Annotated in this window: 12 protein-coding genes and 1 pseudogene; 12 read left to right on the top strand and 1 reads right to left on the bottom strand. The window is 58.5% G+C overall.

All coding sequences use genetic code 11. From position 1 onward, the window contains the following. Positions 1–159: 159 nt before the first annotated feature. The 10 genes and pseudogenes from AC1DH9_RS12050 to AC1DH9_RS12095 all read left to right on the top strand — a co-directional run bounded on the left by AC1DH9_RS12050 (position 160) and on the right by AC1DH9_RS12095 (position 14,871). Positions 160–951: an enoyl-CoA hydratase/isomerase family protein gene (locus AC1DH9_RS12050; protein ID WP_427546402.1), complete on the top strand. Its 792-nt coding sequence runs from the start codon at positions 160–162 to the stop codon at positions 949–951. A gap of 45 nt (positions 952–996) precedes the next feature. Beyond that, the gene (locus tag AC1DH9_RS12055; RefSeq protein ID WP_054597340.1) at positions 997–2,157 is read left to right on the top strand and encodes an acyl-CoA dehydrogenase family protein; all 1,161 of its coding nucleotides are present in this window, start codon (positions 997–999) and stop codon (positions 2,155–2,157) included. An 18-nt stretch (positions 2,158–2,175) separates the two neighbouring features. After that, positions 2,176–4,275 carry an acetate--CoA ligase family protein gene (locus AC1DH9_RS12060; RefSeq protein ID WP_427546406.1) on the top strand — a complete coding sequence of 700 codons (2,100 nt, stop codon included), beginning with the start codon at positions 2,176–2,178 and terminating at the stop codon, positions 4,273–4,275. A 10-nt stretch (positions 4,276–4,285) separates the two neighbouring features. After that, positions 4,286–5,893, top strand: a complete 1,608-nt coding sequence (locus AC1DH9_RS12065) for a 5-guanidino-2-oxopentanoate decarboxylase (protein ID WP_427546409.1) — start codon at positions 4,286–4,288, stop codon at positions 5,891–5,893. 44 nt (positions 5,894–5,937) lie between these two features. Beyond that, a complete protein-coding gene (locus tag AC1DH9_RS12070) occupies positions 5,938–7,128 on the top strand; it encodes a pyridoxal phosphate-dependent aminotransferase (RefSeq protein ID WP_477808222.1) in 1,191 nt (396 codons plus the stop codon). After that, complete coding sequence (locus tag AC1DH9_RS12075) at positions 7,121–8,536, top strand: aldehyde dehydrogenase family protein (RefSeq protein WP_427546415.1); 1,416 nt, start codon at positions 7,121–7,123, stop codon at positions 8,534–8,536. Before AC1DH9_RS12070 ends, AC1DH9_RS12075 begins: the two co-directional genes overlap by 8 nt. Before the next feature lie 69 nt (positions 8,537–8,605). After that, a complete protein-coding gene (locus AC1DH9_RS12080) occupies positions 8,606–9,316 on the top strand; it encodes an NAD(P)H-dependent oxidoreductase (protein ID WP_427546418.1) in 711 nt (236 codons plus the stop codon). 191 nt (positions 9,317–9,507) lie between these two features. After that, positions 9,508–10,632 carry an EAL domain-containing response regulator gene (locus tag AC1DH9_RS12085; RefSeq protein ID WP_427546421.1) on the top strand — a complete coding sequence of 375 codons (1,125 nt, stop codon included), beginning with the start codon at positions 9,508–9,510 and terminating at the stop codon, positions 10,630–10,632. Positions 10,633–10,746: 114 nt separating this feature from the next. Further along, positions 10,747–11,220: pseudogene (locus tag AC1DH9_RS12090) on the top strand (LuxR C-terminal-related transcriptional regulator); the annotation flags it as partial. Then, entirely contained in the window at positions 11,221–14,871 is a 3,651-nt protein-coding gene (locus tag AC1DH9_RS12095) for a transporter substrate-binding domain-containing protein (RefSeq protein WP_427546427.1), read from the top strand. Between the two features lie 108 nt (positions 14,872–14,979). Here the strand turns inward: AC1DH9_RS12095 and AC1DH9_RS12100 are convergent, their stop codons facing one another. Beyond that, the gene (locus AC1DH9_RS12100; RefSeq protein ID WP_427546429.1) at positions 14,980–15,372 is read right to left on the bottom strand and encodes a hypothetical protein; all 393 of its coding nucleotides are present in this window, start codon (positions 15,370–15,372) and stop codon (positions 14,980–14,982) included. A gap of 469 nt (positions 15,373–15,841) precedes the next feature. Between AC1DH9_RS12100 and AC1DH9_RS12105 the strand changes: the two genes are divergently transcribed. Both AC1DH9_RS12105 and AC1DH9_RS12110 read left to right on the top strand, forming a co-directional pair. Continuing rightward, a complete protein-coding gene (locus AC1DH9_RS12105) occupies positions 15,842–17,050 on the top strand; it encodes an EAL domain-containing response regulator (protein ID WP_427546432.1) in 1,209 nt (402 codons plus the stop codon). A gap of 150 nt (positions 17,051–17,200) precedes the next feature. Beyond that, a complete protein-coding gene (locus AC1DH9_RS12110; RefSeq protein ID WP_477808223.1) occupies positions 17,201–17,620 on the top strand; it encodes a response regulator in 420 nt (139 codons plus the stop codon). The last annotated feature ends 379 nt before the right edge of the window (positions 17,621–17,999 follow it).

Below are 17,999 nucleotides of genomic sequence, written 5' to 3' on the forward strand. Positions count from 1 at the left end.
GCCAAGAGGTAGGAAAATATTCAATAGAAACAATTATTTAAAGATCTTTTAAGGCTGTTACAGCCAATTTCCTCGCAGATTGCCGTCTTGCTGAACACTCGTTTAGTATGACCTCAAGTCGCATCACCTCATGCCAAACACAATAATTCGAGGACTCGCATGACTACTCAATCTTCTCTGCTCAGTCAGGTCGAAGCGGGCGTTGCCTGGATCACCCTCAATCGCACTGCACAGCGCAATGCGCTGGACATTCCAACCCTGAAAAATCTTCACGCCTTACTGGATGACTTCAATGCCGACCCGGCCGTTCGGGTTGTTGTATTGACCGGTAGCGGCCGCAGTTTCTGCGCCGGCGCCGACCTTGCCGAGTGGGCCGAAGCCGAAGCCCGTGGAGCGCTGGAAAGCTACGGCTGGACCGAAACCGCCCATGCGCTGATGAGCCGGCTGTACAGCCTGGACAAACCAACCATCGCAGCGATCAACGGCACTGCCGTCGGCGCCGGGATGGACCTGACGCTGTGCTGCGACCTGCGCATCGCCGGGCAATCGACGCGGTTCAAGGCCGGCTACACCAGCATGGCGTATTCGCCGGACGCCGGTGCCAGCTGGCATCTGCCACGGCTGATCGGTACCGAACAAGCCAAACGCCTGCTGTTTCTCGACGAGTTGTGGGGCGCCGATCGCGCCTTGGCAGCGGGACTGGTCAGCGAAGTCTGCGCTGACGAACAACTGCTCGGCGCCGCCAATGAATTGGCCACGCGCCTGGCCAACGGCCCGACCTTCGCGTTTGCCCAGACCAAGAAGCTCATGCGCGAAGGTGCCCAGCGCAGCCTGCCGGAACAACTGCAAGCCGAACTGGCGGCGGGCTTGCTCTGCGGTCGCAGCGAAGACGGCGCCGAAGCTTTGCGCGCGGCCATGGAAAAGCGTCCGCCACAGTTTGTCGGCAAGTAGACCCACGCCGCTCATCTATTCAGTGAACGAACAACAGGTAACACCATGAATTTCCAGCTGACCCAAGAACAAGAAATGTTGGTGGACGCGGTCCGCAGCTTTGTCGCCAAGGAACTGCTGCCCCATGAAGAAGCGGTCGATCGTGCCGACGAAGTCTCCCCGGAGCTGGCGGCACAGATTCGCGGCAAGGCCATCGCGGCGGGCTTCTATGCCTTCAACATGCCTGAAGAAGTCGGTGGCGGCGGTCTCGATTACCTGTCCCAGGCGCTGATCGAGCGGGAGCTGTCCAAGGTTTCCTGGGCGCTGCATGTGTTTGTCGCTCGGCCGTCGAAAATCCTCATGGCCTGCACCGGCCAGCAAATCAACGATTACCTGCTGCCGTGCATTCAGGGCGAGAAGATCGACTGCTTCGCGCTGACCGAACCGGGCGCCGGTTCCGATGCCAACGCGATCAAGACCCGTGCGGTGCGTGACGGTGATGACTTCGTGCTGAACGGCAGCAAGCACTTCATCAGCCACGCCGGGCACGCCGATTTCGCCATCGTTTTCGCAGTCACCGACACCTACGAACACAACGGCCGCAAGCGCAACGCGGTGACCTCGTTCCTGGTAGATCGCGACACCCCGGGTATGACCATTCGCCGTGGGCCGAAGTGCGTGAGCAACCGCGGTTACCACACCTTCGAAATGTTCTTCGACGATTGCCGCGTACCGGCCTCCAAAGTACTCGGCGAAGTCGGCAAGGGTTGGGAAGTGGCCAACGCCTGGCTGACGGCCGGGCGGGTGATGGTCGCGGCCAACTGCGTTGGTCAGGCCCAGCGTGCACTCGACGTGTCATTGCAATGGGCCGCGGATCGCAAGCAGTTCGGCCAGCCAATCGGCACCTATCAGGGTGTGTCGTTCAAGTTGGCCGACATGGCCACGCAGATCCGCGCGGCTGAACTGCTGACCTTGCACACGGCGTGGAAGATGGATCAAGGCACGATGACCGATGGCGAGGCCGGAATGGCCAAGCTGTTCGCCAGTGAAGTGCTCGGTCGGGCGGCCGATGAGGCGGTGCAGATTTTTGGTGGCATGGGCCTGATGGATGAAGGGCCGGTGGAGCGCATCTGGCGTAACGCGCGGATCGAGCGGATCTGGGAGGGCACTTCGGAAATCCAGCGCCACATCATTTCCCGCGAACTGCTGCGGCCGCTGTTGCGCTGATCGCCCCGGAGAATACCGATGTCCCAGACGATTCGTGACAATCTCAAACGCCTGCTCGCGCCGCGCCATCTGGCGTTTGTCGGTGGCCGCAGCATGGCTCGGGCCCTCAAGCGTTGCGCTGAAGGTGGCTACTTTGGGCAACTGTGGCTGGTTAACCCGCGACATGAAAGCCTTGAAGGCGTGCCGTGTGTGCGCAGCATCGCCGAACTGCCGTGCGGTCCGGACGCGGTGTTCGTTGCGACCAACCGTGAACTGACCCTGACCTGCGTCGCCGAACTGGCCGCCAAAGGTGCGGGCGGGGTGATTTGCTACGCCTCCGGTTTTGCCGAGATCGGTGCTGAAGGTCAGGCACTGCAACAACAGTTACTGAAGGTTGCCGGCAACATGGCCCTGCTCGGACCTAACTGCTACGGCTTGCTGGATTATCTGCACAGTGCGGCGTTGTGGCCGGTGGCTCACGGCGGAAAGCCGGTGGAGCAGGGCGTTGCGGTGCTGACCCAGAGCGGCAACTTCGCTTACAACCTGTCGATGAGCGATCGTTCGCTGCCGGTGGCTTACATGGCCTCGGTCGGCAATCAGGCGCAACTCGGTATTGCCGAATTGATGGACGTGTTGCTCGACGAGCCTCGGGTCACTGCCATCGGCTTGCATCTGGAGGGTCTGAAAAATGTTCCCGGTTTCGCCCGTGCGGCGCACAAGGCGCTGGAGAAGGGCATTCCGATTATCGCCTTGAAAACCGGCGTGTCGCAGATCGGTGCCGAACTGGCCCTCAGTCACACCAGCTCGCTATCGGGCTCCGATACGCTGTACGACAGCCTGTTTGCACGGCTTGGGGTGATCCGCGTCAGTGGCCCGGTGAGTTTTGTCGAAACCCTCAAGGCTGCGGCGTGCGGCAAGCTGCCGGCGGGCAACAGCCTGATTGCGCTGGCCTGTTCGGGCGGCGATGCGGGGCTGATTGCCGACTATGCCGAACGTAACGACCTGAGCCTGCCCAAGCTTGATGAGCGTCAAACCGATGAGCTGGCGCAGGTGTTGCCGAGCTACGCCAACCTGGTCAATCCGCTGGATTTCACCACGGCCATTTGGGGCGACGGTGAGGCCTTGAACCGCATGCTCGACAGCGCCCTGCGCACTGAAGCCGATGCGGCGATGCTGGTGCTGGACTATCCGGCGGAGTTCACCGGCGAGCGCAAAGAGTGCGACTTGCTGCTTGAGCTGTACTGCCAGGCGTTGGTCCGTCACGGCAAGACCGGTTTCGTCACCTCGGCCTTTCCCGAACTGTTACCGGCCAGTGCCCGCGAGCGGTTGCACGCTCAAGGTGTGGCTGCGTTGCAAGGCGTTGAAGACGGGCTGGCTGCGTGGGGCCGAATCGCCGGTTATCAGCGCAATCGCCAGGCGTTGCTGGCCCTTGGTGAATCGGCGCTGGTGCCGCTGTGTCCGCAGGCGCTGGACGGTGAAGGCCAGTTGCTCAATGAGTGGGACTCCAAACAGGCCTTGCGTGCGTTTGGCCTGCCGACTCCAAACGGCGTGCTGAGCACCCCGGACCAGGCGCTGAATGACGCCGATGTGCTGGGTTATCCCTTGGTGCTGAAGGCGCTCAGCGCGCAATTGCCGCACAAAACCGAAGCCGGCGCCGTGGCGCTCAACCTCAAGGATGGCGCGGCTCTGAGTGCCGCGCTGGAAAAGATGCGTTCGAGCATTGCCGATTACGCACCGAATGTGCCGTTCGATCGGGTGCTGCTGGAGCCCATGGCTACATCGCTACTGGCCGAACTGATCGTCGGCATCAAGCGAGAAAACGACTTTGGCCTGGCCTTGGTGATCGGTGCCGGCGGGATTCTGGTGGAGTTGCTCAAGGACAGCCGCAGTCTGCTGCTGCCGACCACCGATGGCGCGATTCGCAAGGCGTTGTTGAGTCTGCGCAGTGCCGCGTTGCTGCAAGGTTTTCGCGGTCGTGAAGCGGCAGATCTGGACGCATTGGTGGCGGCGATTCGTGCCGTGGCCGATTACGCCTGCGAAAACGCCGGGCAGTTGCTGGAACTCGATGTGAACCCATTGTTGGTCGGTGCCCACGGCACGACAGCGGTCGATGCGTTGATTCGCCTCGGCCACAAGTGAGGATATGAACATGCAAACCACGACTTTGACCGGCGGCCAGGCGCTGGTACGTCTGCTGGCCAACTACGGCGTCGATACCGTATTCGGGATTCCCGGGGTGCACACTCTGGAGCTGTATCGCGGCCTGCCCGGCAGCGGCATTCGCCACGTGTTGACCCGACACGAGCAAGGCGCCAGTTTCATGGCCGACGGTTATGCGCGGGTCAGCGGCAAACCCGGCGTGTGCTTCATTATCACCGGGCCGGGCGTGACCAACGCCGCGACCGGCATCGGTCAGGCTTATGCCGACTCGATTCCGATGCTGGTGATTTCCAGCGTCAACCACACCGCCAGCCTCGGCAAGGGCTGGGGTTGCCTGCACGAAACCCAGGACCAGCGCGCCATGACTGCGCCGATCACCGCGTTCTCGGCGGTGGCRCTGAGCACCGAGGACCTGCCGGAGCTAATCGCCCGTGCCTATGCGGTGTTCGACAGCGAACGGCCACGGCCGGTACACATCTCTGTGCCGCTGGATGTGCTGTCAGCGCAGGTCTCTCGCGACTGGAGTCATGAAGTGGTGCGTCGCCCCGGACGCGGCGTACCGGCAGCGACTGCGCTGGATCAAGCGGTGGCCAAGCTGCAGGCGGCCAAGCGTCCGATGATCATTGCCGGTGGCGGCGCGCTGAACGCGGCGCAAGAACTTCAGAGCATTAGCACCCGGCTGGCTGCGCCGTTTTTCACCAGCGTCGCCGGCAAAGGCTTGTTGCCGCCGGATGCGCCGCTCAATGCCGGCTCGACCCTGTGCGTGGAACCGGGTTGGCAACTGATCGCCGAAGCCGACGTGGTGCTGGCCGTCGGCACCGAAATGGCCGACACCGACTTCTGGCGCGAGCGCCTGCCGCTGAATGCCGAACTGCTGCGCGTGGACATCGATCCGCGCAAGTTCAACGACTTCTACCCATGCGTGGTGGCGTTGCAGGGCGATGCGCAACAAACCCTGGCGGCGTTGCTGGAGCGCCTGTCGCCCGACACCCGCGATGCCAGTGCGCCTATAGCGGCAGTGGCTGCTTTGCGAGAAGCGGTGCAGGCCGGCCACGGTCCGTTACAGTCGATTCATCAGGCGATTCTTGAGCGTATCGCCGCTGAGCTGCCGGACAACGCGTTCATCAGCACCGACATGACCCAACTGGCCTACACCGGCAACTACGCCTTCAACAGCCTGGCGCCGCGTAGTTGGCTGCATCCGACCGGCTACGGCACGCTGGGGTATGGCTTGCCGGCGGGAATCGGCGCCAAGTTCGGTGCGCCGCAACGGCCAGGGCTGGTGCTGGTTGGCGATGGCGGTTTTCTCTACACCGCGCAGGAGCTGGCGACTGCCGTCGAGGAGCTGGACAGCCCGCTGGTGGTGCTGCTGTGGAACAACGACGCGCTGGGGCAGATTCGCGACGACATGCTCGGGCTGGATATCGAACCGATTGGCGTACTGCCGCGCAACCCGGACTTCGCCGCCCTTGGCCGGGCGTTCGGCTGCAGCGTGAGCCAGCCGCAGAGTCTGGCTGAGCTGCAAACCGATTTGCGCCACGGCTTCAAACGCAACGGCGTGACCCTGATCGAACTCAAGCATGCGTGCGCGCACTGACTTTCAAACATTGTTGCGGGGCTTTTTTAAAAGGGGATGGGGCCATGCGCTTTTCCGATCTGACTCAACGTATCGCCGGTGACGGCGCCGCCGCCTGGGACATTCATTACCGCGCACTGGCGCTGCAAGAACGGGGCGAAGACATTCTGCTGCTGTCGGTAGGCGACCCGGATTTCGATACCCCGGTGCCGATCGTGCAGGCGGCTATCGACAGCCTGTTGTCCGGCAACACCCACTACGCCGAAGTGCGTGGTAAACGCACGCTGCGTGAAAGCATCGCCAAGCGTCATCAGCAACGCAGCGGCCAGCAGGTTTCGGCCGATCAGGTCACGGTGCTGGCCGGGGCGCAATGTGCGCTGTTCAGCGTCGCCCAGTGCGTGCTCAACCCGGGCGATGAAGTGATTGTCGCCGAGCCGATGTACGTCACTTATGAAGCGGTGYTCGGTGCTTGCGGCGCTGTGGTGATTCCGGTGCCGGTGCGTTCCGAGAACGGTTTTCGGGTACTGCCCGAAGACGTTGCCGCCCGCATCACCCCGCGCACTCGGGCGCTGGCGCTGAACAGCCCGCACAACCCGTCGGGCGCCAGCCTGCCGCGCACCACCTGGCAGGCGTTGGCCGAACTGTGCATCGCCCACGACCTATGGCTGATTTCCGATGAGGTCTACAGCGAGCTGCTGTTTGAGGGCGAACACGTCAGCCCGGCCAGTTTGCCAGGCATGGCCGAGCGCACCGCGACGCTCAACAGCCTGTCGAAATCCCACGCCATGACCGGTTGGCGCGTCGGCTGGGTGGTGGCGCCGCCATCCCTCGCGGCGCATCTGGAGAACCTCGCGCTGTGCATGCTTTACGGCTCGCCGGACTTCGTTCAGGACGCCGCCGTCGTGGCGCTGGAAAGCAACTTGCCGGAGCTGGCCGCCATGCGCGATGCCTATCGCCAGCGCCGCGACCTGGTCTGCGAATCCCTGGCCGATTGTCCCGGTGTGCGGCCGTTGAAGCCGGATGGCGGGATGTTCGTGATGGTCGATATTCGCGAAACCGGGCTTAGCGCCCAGGCGTTCGCCGATCGTTTGCTCGACCGGCATGGCGTGTCGGTGCTGGCCGGTGAAGCGTTCGGCCCGAGTGCTGCCGGGCATATTCGTCTGGGACTGGTGGTGGGAGCAGAACCGTTGCGCGATGCCTGCCAGCGGATTGCCCGGTGTGCCAGTGAACTGATGGAGGCCCAACTCCATGCATAACCACACGGCGCTGTTTATTGATGGTCGCTGGCAAATGCCGTCGGGGCAGGGCATCGCCGAGGTGATCAACCCGGCCACCGAGGAAGTGGCAGGTTCGGTGCCATTGGGTAATGAGCGCGATGTCGAGAACGCCGTGGCCGCAGCACGTCGGGCTTTCAGTACTTGGTCGCGGACACCATCCAGCGTACGCGCCGGCTACATCCGAGCCCTTGCCGAGCAGTTGCGCGCACGGGCCGACGAAATGGCGGCGGTGATCACCGCCGAACTGGGAATGCCGGTGCAATGGTGCCGTTCGGTTCAGGTGGACGGGCCAATCATCGGGCTGGAGCAATACGTCGAACTCGCCGGCTTGATGGATGAAGTGCGCGAGGTCGGCAATTCGCTGGTGATTCGCGAACCGGTGGGCGTCTGCGCCTTCATCAATCCATGGAACTACCCGCTGCATCAACTGATCGGCAAGCTCGCACCGGCGCTGGCCGCTGGTTGCACGGTGGTGGTCAAGCCGAGTCAGGAAACCCCGCTGCACGCGTTTTTACTGGCGCAGATGATCGAGGCCATCGGCTTGCCGGCCGGGGTGTTCAACCTTGTCAGCGGGCCGGGTTCGAAGGTCGGTGAAGCACTGGCTAAACACCCGGACGTGGACATGGTGTCGTTCACCGGTTCCACCGGCGCCGGCGTGCGAGTGGCGCAAGCAGCGGCACCGTCGGTGAAGCGCGTCTGCCTGGAGCTGGGCGGCAAGTCGCCGCTGCTGATTGCCGAGGACGCGGACCTGGCCGCCGCGGTGCGCTACGGTGTGCAGGACGTGATGATCAACTCCGGGCAGACCTGTACCGCGTTGACCCGCATGTTGCTGCCGGCCAGCCGTTACGCCGAGGCGGTGGAGCTGGCGCTGGCAGAAACCTTGAGTTTGCGCATGGGCGATCCGCTCGACCCGCACAGCTTCCTCGGGCCGATGTGTTCGGCGGCCCAACGGCGTACCGTGCGCGACTACATTCAGGTCGGTCAGCAGGAAGGCGCGCGGCTGGTGTGTGGCGGTGACACGGCGCAGGCGTTCGAGCGCGGTTACTACGTCAGCCCGACGCTGTTCGCCGATGTCGACAACCGGATGCGCATCGCTCAGGAAGAAATCTTCGGCCCGGTGCTGTGCCTGATTCCCTATGCCGATGAGGCACAGGCGATTCAGATCGCCAACGACTCGCCGTTCGGTCTGTCCAGCGGTGTTTGGGCCGGCAGCGCTGACCGCGCCTTGCAGCTCGCCCGGCAATTGCGGGCGGGCCAGTGTTTCCTCAATGGTGCGGCGTTCAATTATCAGGCGCCGTTCGGTGGTTACAAACAATCAGGCAACGGCCGCGAATGGGGGGAGGAAGGGCTCAACGAATTTGTCGAAGTGAAGGCGATCCAGGTGTGATCTCGCGATGAGTCCACGTACCCTTTACTGCCTTCGAACACACAGCGTGCAAACCTCCAAGGAATTGCCATGAAAGTACTGATCGTCCACGCCCATCCGGAGCCGAAATCCTTTACCGCTGCGCTGCGTGACCAGGCTGTCGCCACCCTTGAAGCCCAAGGGCATGAGGTCCAGGTCAGTGACCTGTACGCAATGAACTGGAACCCCGTAGCTAGCGCCGATGACTTTTCTTCGCGGGAGAACCCGGAGTATCTGGTCTATGCGCTGGAGCAACGCTTGGGCGTGAAGAGCCAGTCGCTGGCGGCGGATATCCAGTCGGAACTCGACAAACTGCTGTGGGCGGACTTGCTGATCCTCAACTTCCCGATTTTCTGGTTCTCCGCCCCGGCCATGCTCAAGGGCTGGATCGACCGGGTGCTGGTGTCCGGTGTCTGCTACGGCGGCAAGCGTTTTTACGATCAGGGCGGGTTGAGCGGCAAGAAAGCMTTGGTGAGCGTGACCCTTGGCGGTCGCGAGCATATGTTCGGCGAGGATGCGATTCACGGCCCCCTGCAGGACATGCTGCGGCCGATCCTGCGCGGCACGCTGGCCTACGTCGGGTTTGAAGTGCTGGAACCGTTCGTGGCCTGGCATGTGCCTTACATCAGCGATGAGGCGCGCCAGGCGTTTCTGGAAGATTACCGCCTGCGCCTGGAGCACCTTGACGATGAACAACCGCTGGAATTCCCGCGGTTGTCGCAGTTCGACGAACAGCTGTATCCGTTGCGCATAAATCACTGACGTGAGGACATCTCCGCTTCAAGGTGTCCAGGACGGACACTCGGAAATTTCCTACAGATCAAGGAGATAAATCCTTCGCTTGCAGTTAGATGAAGTTGCCAAAATTTCTGCCTCACGTAATCGGCAGGGTAACTGGCAAGATGGACTCCCCTAGCGTTCTCGTTTTAGAAAAACACTCGTTTCGACGGGGGGTGTTGGTCACAGCTCTGCAACGTCTGGGCATCAACGACATATTGCAGGCTGATAACAGCGAAGTGGCGATGGCGCAAATACACCAGATGGGGGGCGTTGATATTGTGCTCTGCGACCTTAACTGCCTGGACTTTCTACACAGTGTCGGGCAGAACGGCATGGTTCGCGCTGTCGCCCTGTGCAGTGAATTGCAGCCAGAGTTGCACCGCGCAGTCGAACATATGACCTGCTTTTCGGGGTTGCAGTTACTCGGTGTCCTGAGCAAGCCTACGCAGTTGTATAAGCTGCAAAGCATCTTGCACCAATATGGTCAACGGTCCCTGTCGCCGGAAGCCGATCCGTCACCGCTGTACCGACTACCCAGCGAAAGGGATGTCCGTCGGGGCCTGGCTTTGGGTGAGTTCAAAGCCTGGTTCCAACCCAAGTTCGAGATGAACAGCGCCGCATTGGCCGGGGCTGAAGCGTTAGCGCGTTGGGAACACCCGATCAGAGGTCTGCTATTGCCCAAAGACTTTCTGGCAGCTGTGCTGGCCTATGACCTGATCGATGAAATGCTCAAACAAATGCTAGAACAAGGGATGAGTCTGCTGCGTGTCTTGCGCCAGTCGGGCCTGGAACTGGAACTGGCGTTCAATCTTCATGCCTCGCAACTGGCCCGCAATGACCTGATTGACCACATTCATCACGTTTTGAAGTGCCATGACTTCCCGGGATCGACGTTGTTGTTCGAAGTCGCTGAAAACGGTTTGCTCGACATCCCTCGGGTGACCCGAAAAAATCTGCTGCGCCTGCGCATGATGGGGTGCCGCCTTTCGATCGATGATTTCGGCATGGGTTTTTCCTCGCTGACACTGCTCTGCCAACTGCCGTTCAACCAACTCAAACTCGATGGGCAACTCGTACGGTCCATTGGTGATCCGCGCACCAGGGCGATGGTCACCAGCACCGTGGCGCTGGCCCGGGTGCTGAACAAGAGTCTGGTGATCGAGGGCGTCAGCAGCCAGGTTATCCGGGATGGGTTAGTGGAGATGGGCTGCTCATTTGGTCAGGGTTTTCACTTGGCTCGTCCAATGGATCCCCAACGGTTCATACAGTGGTTACAAAACCCTGAATTACCTGCTTAAAAACGTCGGTCGCAGGGTCTGAAATATTTCGATATGGCTGCTGGATTACGTAGTGATGTCGGCTACATCAGTTGGTGATTTGATCCATACTCTTTCGACGCATGACCCTTCCGGCTGGACATTGCCATTCCAAGCCTGGACGGGCTGGAAGTCATCAACCGAATTAGCGCGCTGAAGCTATCCAGCAAGATTCTGGTATTGACCTCCCAGTCCGCGGCCTTTTATGCCATGCGCTGCATGAAGGCGGGCGCTGCCGGCTACATCTCGAAAACCGATGAATTGAGCGAATTGAGCAAAGCGATCAAGGCGCTTATGGCTGGCTATACGTTTTTTCCAAACCTGGCAGGCAATTCCGTACGCCGAAGCGATATTGATTCCACTGAACTGGAGATGATTCGGGGGCTGTCCGATCGTGAACTAATGATTTTGCAGCAACTTGCCCGAGGCCTGAGTAACAAGGAAATCGGCGATGCCATGTTGTTAAGCAACAAGACCGTCAGTACGTATAAAACCCGTCTGATTGAAAAGCTCAATGTGAAGTCGGTGGTTTATCTAGCCGACTTTGCCAAGCGCAATAATCTGATCTAAATGAAAACTCTTCTGCGTCACCATCTGCTTGCAGTCATTTTGCTCGGTCAGTTGGGGAGTGTTTCGACAGCACAGGCTGAGGTGCAATCGCTGAACCTCTTCGGCCGTTCAAATGGCGAGAGCTATGCCGTCGTTCTGGACGATACGGACTGGCGTTGGTTGCGCAACAAGAGATCACTGCGCCTGGGCGTGTCGGCTCCGGACTATGCGCCTTTTGATATGATCAACAGTGGTCAGGATTACGGGGGAATCACGGCGGATTATGCCGAACTGCTGGCCACTATTTTGCACACGAAAATCGAGGTTCGTCTTTATGAGTCTCGAGCCGAGATGATACAAGCACTCAGGCTCGGTGAGCTGGATCTGGTGGGCACTGCCAATAGTTGCGATGCGGCAGATCCAGAGGTTGCTCTGACCAGTGCCTATGCGGATGCGCCGTCGGCGCTGGTAACCCGTAATGGCGTCGGCCAGGTGTTGGCGCCAGACTTGGCGGGCAGTCGCCTGGGCCTGCTTGAGCACTATCAGCCAACGGCAACAGTCACTGCGGTCTATCCCGGGGCTGAGCTAAAGTTTTACCCTGCAGCCCAGAGCGCAATCGGTGCCGTGGCGTTTGGTCAGGCGGATGCCTACTTGGGTGATGCCATCAGTACCCACTATCTGGTCAATAAATACTTCCTGAATGATGTCCGCCTGACGACGTTGCCGGATGGGCACACCACGCATTTCTCCTTCGCCGTGCGTCAGAGCAATCATCGTTTGCTGCACATCGTCAATACCGCGTTGGCGGTGATCCCAATAACAGATCGCACGACAATCCTGGGTCGCTGGAGTGCGGGTGACATGAGCATCTCCAACCATCACCCACTTCAGTTCAGTGCGGCTGAACAACGTTGGCTGAATAAACACCCTCGTCTGAGAGTGGCGGTCAACGATACCCTTGCCCCCATCTCTTTCTTCGATGAGCAGGGTGAGTTCCGGGGCATCAGTGCCGAGGTTTTGGCCAAGGTCAGCCAGCGAACCGGTTTGAAATTCGATGTGCTGCGCGATAACTCGATGGAAAGGTTAATCGAGCAGATCAGGGGCGGTAATGCCGATCTGATGGCGGCGTTCAATCCCAGTACTGAACGAGAAAGCGAGCTGCGATTCACTCGGCCTTATCTGACCAACCCGTTTGTCCTGATCACTCGGGACGAGTTCGGCAATCCAGAAAAACTGGAGGACATGGTCGGAAAAAAACTGGCACTCAGGCGCGGTAATGCGCTTCGTGATTTCGTCAGCAAAAACTTCCCGGGCATTGAGGTGATCGAGACAACGACTTCAGCCGAGGCCATGGCGTTGGTGGCGAGGGGGGAGGTGGACGGTGCCATCAATTCGCTGGTCAACGGACGTTACTTGATCCTGCGCAAATACCGCGACCGCTTGCGTGCGGCCGGTATCGTCGGTTTGCAGTCGTCCCAGACAGGCTTCGCCACCGACCGAGGGGCGCTGGAACTATATTCGATCCTTGATAAAGCCCTACAAAGCATTCCTCCGGAAGAAATGGATGAGTTAACAAGCCGTTGGCACCGCGACGTGGTGATCGATAGTGAAAACTGGAAGCAACATAGATCAGCGGTCATTCAGGGTTTTATCCTTTTCACATTGTTGTTGATGGTGGCCGTGGGTTGGATCGTGTACTTGCGGCAATTGATATCCAAGCGCGAAAAGGCCGAGTTAGCGCTCAATGATCAGATGGCGTTCATGCGCGCCTTGATCGACGGCACCCCTCACCCGATTTATGTACGTGACCGTCAAGGGCGACTGGTGAGTTGCAATACTGCTTATCTCGACGTGCTCGGGGTCTCACTCGATACGGTCATGGGCAAGCAGATTACCGACAGCGTATTGCTCAGTAATGCCGACGCTCAGGCCTATCAGGACGAATACATGAAGGTGATGGAAAACGGTACGCGATGGATCCAGGATCGCGTCATCACCCGAAAAAACGGAACAACACACGCGGTGTATCACTGGATGTTGCCGTATCACACAAGTGACGGCGTGGTCGCCGGTATCATTGCCGGCTGGATCGATATCAGCGATCGCCAGCGTCTGTTGGAGCAACTGCAGAATGCCAAGAAAAATGCCGATGACGCCAACCGGGCGAAGACCACCTTCCTGGCAACCATGAGCCATGAAATCCGTACCCCGATGAATGCCGTGATCGGCATGCTCGAGCTGGCGATGAAGAGGGCGGACCAAGGCGTTATGGACCGGTTCGCGATCGAAGTCGCCTCTGGCGCTGCGCGGGGGCTGCTGGACCTGATCGGCGACATTCTCGATATCGCACGTATTGAGTCCGGTCGCCTGTCTTTGGCCCCGCAACGAGCCAGCTTGCGGGAGTTGGTCGAATCGGTGGTGCGTATGTTCGAAGGGGTGGCACGACAAAAAGGTTTGCGGCTATTGCTGGATTTCGACCTCAAGGCCAATCTCGATGTGTTGATCGATCCGCTGCGCTTCAAACAGATTCTTTCCAACCTGCTGAGCAACGCGATCAAGTTTACCGACGAAGGCGAGGTGCGGTTGAGCGTGCAGGCTGCGCCCGGCGTGTGCGGCGAGCGGTTGGCGATTCATGTGCAAGTCAAGGATTCCGGCATCGGTATTTCCGCTGCGGATCTGAAGCTTTTGTTCAACCCTTTCGGCCAGGCCAGCAATAATCACCAGTCGGCGCGGGGCGGTTCTGGGCTGGGCCTGGTTATCAGTCGTACTCTGTGTGAAATGATGCAAGGTCAATTGCAACTGACCAGTGCACTGGGCAAGGGCACGCAGATTGATATATGCCTCGACCTGCTTGTCTTGCAACCCGTGCCTGCTGCCGAGTTGCCGGCGGCCGAACTGGTGTCGCCGGCGTGGCTGCTCAACATCCTGGTGATCGACGATTATCCGGCGAACCGTTTGCTGCTCTCCCAACAATTGAGTTACCTCGGTCACAGTGTCAGCGACGCCGAAGACGGTGCCCACGGTCTGCGTGCCTGGCGCAACGGCAACTTTGATGTGGTTATCACCGATTGCAACATGCCCGTCATGAACGGTTACGAGCTGACGCGGGCCATTCGTGACGAGGAAAAAGCTTCGGGCGCTGAACCTTGCTTGATCCTGGGGTTCACTGCCAATGCCCAGTCCGAGGAAAAGGAACGCTGCCTGGCAGAAGGTATGGATGATTGTTTGTTCAAACCTATCGGCCTCAGTGATTTGAGTGCCCGACTTGCCTTGGTACAGCCCGGCGCTGACTCATTGCCGCTTGGCGCAAAGGTGCTTGAGATCGAGGGCGACATCGATCTGAGCAGTTTGCAGCAACTGACCCGTGGCGATCGCACCGCGATCAATACGTTGCTTGGCAATCTAGTCAGCAGCAACGAAGGGGACATGTTGCGGCTGATCAAACTGTTCGGCGAGCACGACTTGTCGGCTCTTTCCGATCTGGCCCATCGGGTCAAAGGCGGCGCGCGAATCATCAAGGCGTGCAATTTGATTTTGTGCTGCGAGCAGTTGGAAGCAGCCTGTATACGAGCGGACGCTGTCGAGTTGACGGAGGTGGTGGATGCGTTACTGCAGGCGATGGAATGTTTGGCACAAACGCTGGCGCAGTGCATCGCTGATCCGACAATGTAGATCTGGATGTGAGTGGGGCGATCCCGACTCTTCGTGTTATCGCAGTTGATTGCAGATGTTGATAGCCAGTGAGAGGTTTGCGGGAAGTACCTGATGCCCAGTCATTTGCTATGCGCCGCTGAAAACAATGCCATTTTCTTTCGCGATCAGCTGCGCGCGATCGACTCTCAACTTCATGGCGATGGCAGCCGCCCGGAGGGTCCGCCCGGCGTAAGCATGCTCGCGCAGGGCAGGTGCGAGTTTTGCCCGTCCGGCTTGTTGCGTTTTTTGATGACCCGTGACATGCCGTACTGAATAAACCCCGCTGACGCCCGTCGGAATGTTCTGGATAGAATTACCCGCTGCAAGAAACTGCGCCTTGGACTTTTCCAAGTCATAAATAATGGCTTCGCGAGGGTCGAGCATAGGTTCGCCAATCACTGCAAATTTCCTGTTAGTTGTTGTGTGCTGCTTTGGGGGAGATAAAAACTGGATCATCTCGGCCGGGTTGAGTTTTGACAAAAGTAACTATTGCAGAACACGGGGCAGCATCACTCCGCTAGTTTAGCCCCCTTCGCTTGTTCAGTTGCTTCAACAATTTTTCCATTTGCAGCGTCAGGTGCTGGAGGGTTACGGTGCCTCTGACGCGATCTTCACCTCGCCACGAATCACTATGCGCGGTCAGTAGCTTGATATTGTCTTCGTATCGCCTGAGTAGTATCCGTAGTTGTTTTCGTTCTTTCGTCATGTCGGATCTGTCTTGGAGGAGTGGGCCGATAGTTGCATTCAATGATGTGCTGAACATTAGTGAAGGATGCGATCCAATGTCTGTAGGAAATTTCGCAAAGAACAAACATGGCCTGGCGGTATGTCGCTATGCCCGAAGTGTCGTGACGCTGGGAAATTTCCTACATTTAAGGAGAAATTTCCTAACGATACCCAGCGTCCAAGCCCGGACAATTGGCTCATTCCTTTTTTGTGAGCCGCTTCCATGCCCATGCTCCCATTGCGCGTTCTGGTTCTTGGCGCCAACGCCTTCCATCGCTCGATTGCGGTCAACATGCTTTGGCAGTCTGGGTGCCAGGAGGTGTTCGTTGCCGGCAATAGCGCACAAGCCCTCGCGATTCTCGAACAGGTCGGTCCGGTGGATATCACCCTGTGTGACCTGCGCATGGACGGTGTGGACAGCCTGGAACTTTTACAGGGCGTGGGCGGATCCCGTCTTGCTGGGTCGATAATCATCAGCAGTTCGCTGTCGCTGGATGTTCGTCGGGCGGTGGGGCAGTGGGTTTCGTTGTTGGGGATGGTGTTGCTGGGCAATATCAGCAAGCCTTTGCAATTCGGCGCACTGCAGCTATTGCTGGCAAAACACATGAATGAGGCTATTGACGTGCCAGTCGTGCCTCCTGTTGCTGCGTTGGCCACTGAAGAGGAGGTACGTCGGGCGCTTGCCGACCAACAGTTGCAAACCTACTTTCAGCCCAAATTCAACCTGCTGACCGGTGAAGTGTGCAGTGTCGAAGCCTTGGCCCGTTGGCATCATCCATTCAAAGGCGTACTGCCGCCCTCGGTGTTCATGCCGATTGTCGAGCGTTGCGGGTTGATGGATGACTTGCTGTTCTTTCAATTGGAACAAGGCTTGAGGCTTCAGCGGCAGGCACTTCAGCAGGGATTTGCGCTAAACATTGCCTTCAATCTGCACGCTGTGCAACTGGTCAATGCCGAACTCACGTGCAGGATCAAGACGATGCTAGGCGCCCATGAACTGCCCGGCTCAGGGCTGGCGTTCGAGCTGACCGAAACGGGGTTGCTTGAGGCGCCAGCGTCGAGTCTGGAAAGCCTGGTGCGCCTGCGAATGATGGGTTGCAGTCTGTCTATCGATGATTTCGGCGCGGGTTTTTCGTCGCTGCAACGCCTGTGTCAGTTGCCATTCAATGAAATCAAACTCGACGCCGAGTTCGTTCGCGGGCTCAAGCAGGAGCCGCGTTGCCGCGCGGTGATCAGCAGCACCCTGGCACTTGGCGAAGCGTTGGGCATGAGGGTGGTGGTTGAAGGGATCGAAACTGAAGAGCAGCGTCAGGTATTACTGGAGCTTGGGTGTACGCAAGGGCAGGGGTACTTGTGTGCACGGCCAATGACGGCGGCGGGTTTATTGAATTGGCTGGATCTTCAGCAAATGGCTGCCGTTAATTACTGGTAACTCGTTGATCGACTTCATCGAGTACGTGTCTTGTAAGTTTTCAGGACCGTTCATRCATGAAACCCATCAGGCCTCGCATTACGCGCACATGCTTAGTCAGCTCTCTTGCCAGAGGCACGTCTTGAAAATTTAAAGTGATAGTGATTAACAATGCCGAATCGTTATTTACGAATTTTTGTCGCCGACGATCAACGCTTTCAGCGTTTGAGTATAGAGAAGATGCTTAATCAATTGGGCTATCGCCGGATCGCACCGGTGGAGTCACTTGGGGACGTTGTCATTCTGATGGGCAATGCTTTTGAGCCCTTCGACCTGTTGATTATCAGCAGCGCGTTGGCTATAGCGGTTGACGTCGATATCGACGGCTTCTGCCGGAGTAATCCGCAGATTCGCCACGCATTGATTTATGACGGGCAAGGTGCGCAATTTTTGCCGATTTCTTTACCACTCGCCGTCGTGGTACAGGCATCTCTTTTACGAATGACTGATAGCGAGTCGATCAGGCCTTTCATGGAAGTCACTGATCTGCAGTCCGATKGTTTACATCTGTACATCGTCGAGACTCGCTAGGGGTAGCGCTGATGGTGCGCGACGTCTGATCCATACAATTGAATTTTACATTCGTGGTTTCATGGAAATCATTCTGTTGGTGTTTAAACGTGGCTGTATGGCTTTCATCAGGTAGGAAATTTCCTACAAACAGCAGGAAATTTCCTAACTTAATCCCCGTGGGATGTCGAGACAATACGATCTATTAATTTCTTGGTGATTACTGTTGCTTGCGTAAAACGAAGATCGAATCCTGGCTGTTTTAGAGGCGAGGCGTCGTTTGCAAGCCGGTTTTTATATCGACTATTGAGAATTAAAAACAGACGTCATCACGCCATGGATGATGCGATTTCGGAGGTTGGCTCGACGCCAGTTCATTGATGAATAAAATATTTTCGGT

It is taken from the genome of Pseudomonas sp. 05T35 (assembly GCF_056396605.1).

Excerpts from the sequence above, each read along its gene's own strand:
- AC1DH9_RS12050 (WP_427546402.1), top strand. The coding sequence starts at position 160 with ATGACTACTCAATCTTCTCTGCTCAGTCAGGTCGAAGCGGGCGTTGCC.
- AC1DH9_RS12055 (WP_054597340.1), top strand. The coding sequence starts at position 997 with ATGAATTTCCAGCTGACCCAAGAACAAGAAATGTTGGTGGACGCGGTC.
- AC1DH9_RS12060 (WP_427546406.1), top strand. The coding sequence starts at position 2,176 with ATGTCCCAGACGATTCGTGACAATCTCAAACGCCTGCTCGCGCCGCGC.
- AC1DH9_RS12075 (WP_427546415.1), top strand. The coding sequence starts at position 7,121 with ATGCATAACCACACGGCGCTGTTTATTGATGGTCGCTGGCAAATGCCG.
- AC1DH9_RS12095 (WP_427546427.1), top strand. The coding sequence starts at position 11,221 with ATGAAAACTCTTCTGCGTCACCATCTGCTTGCAGTCATTTTGCTCGGT.
- AC1DH9_RS12105 (WP_427546432.1), top strand. The coding sequence starts at position 15,842 with ATGCCCATGCTCCCATTGCGCGTTCTGGTTCTTGGCGCCAACGCCTTC.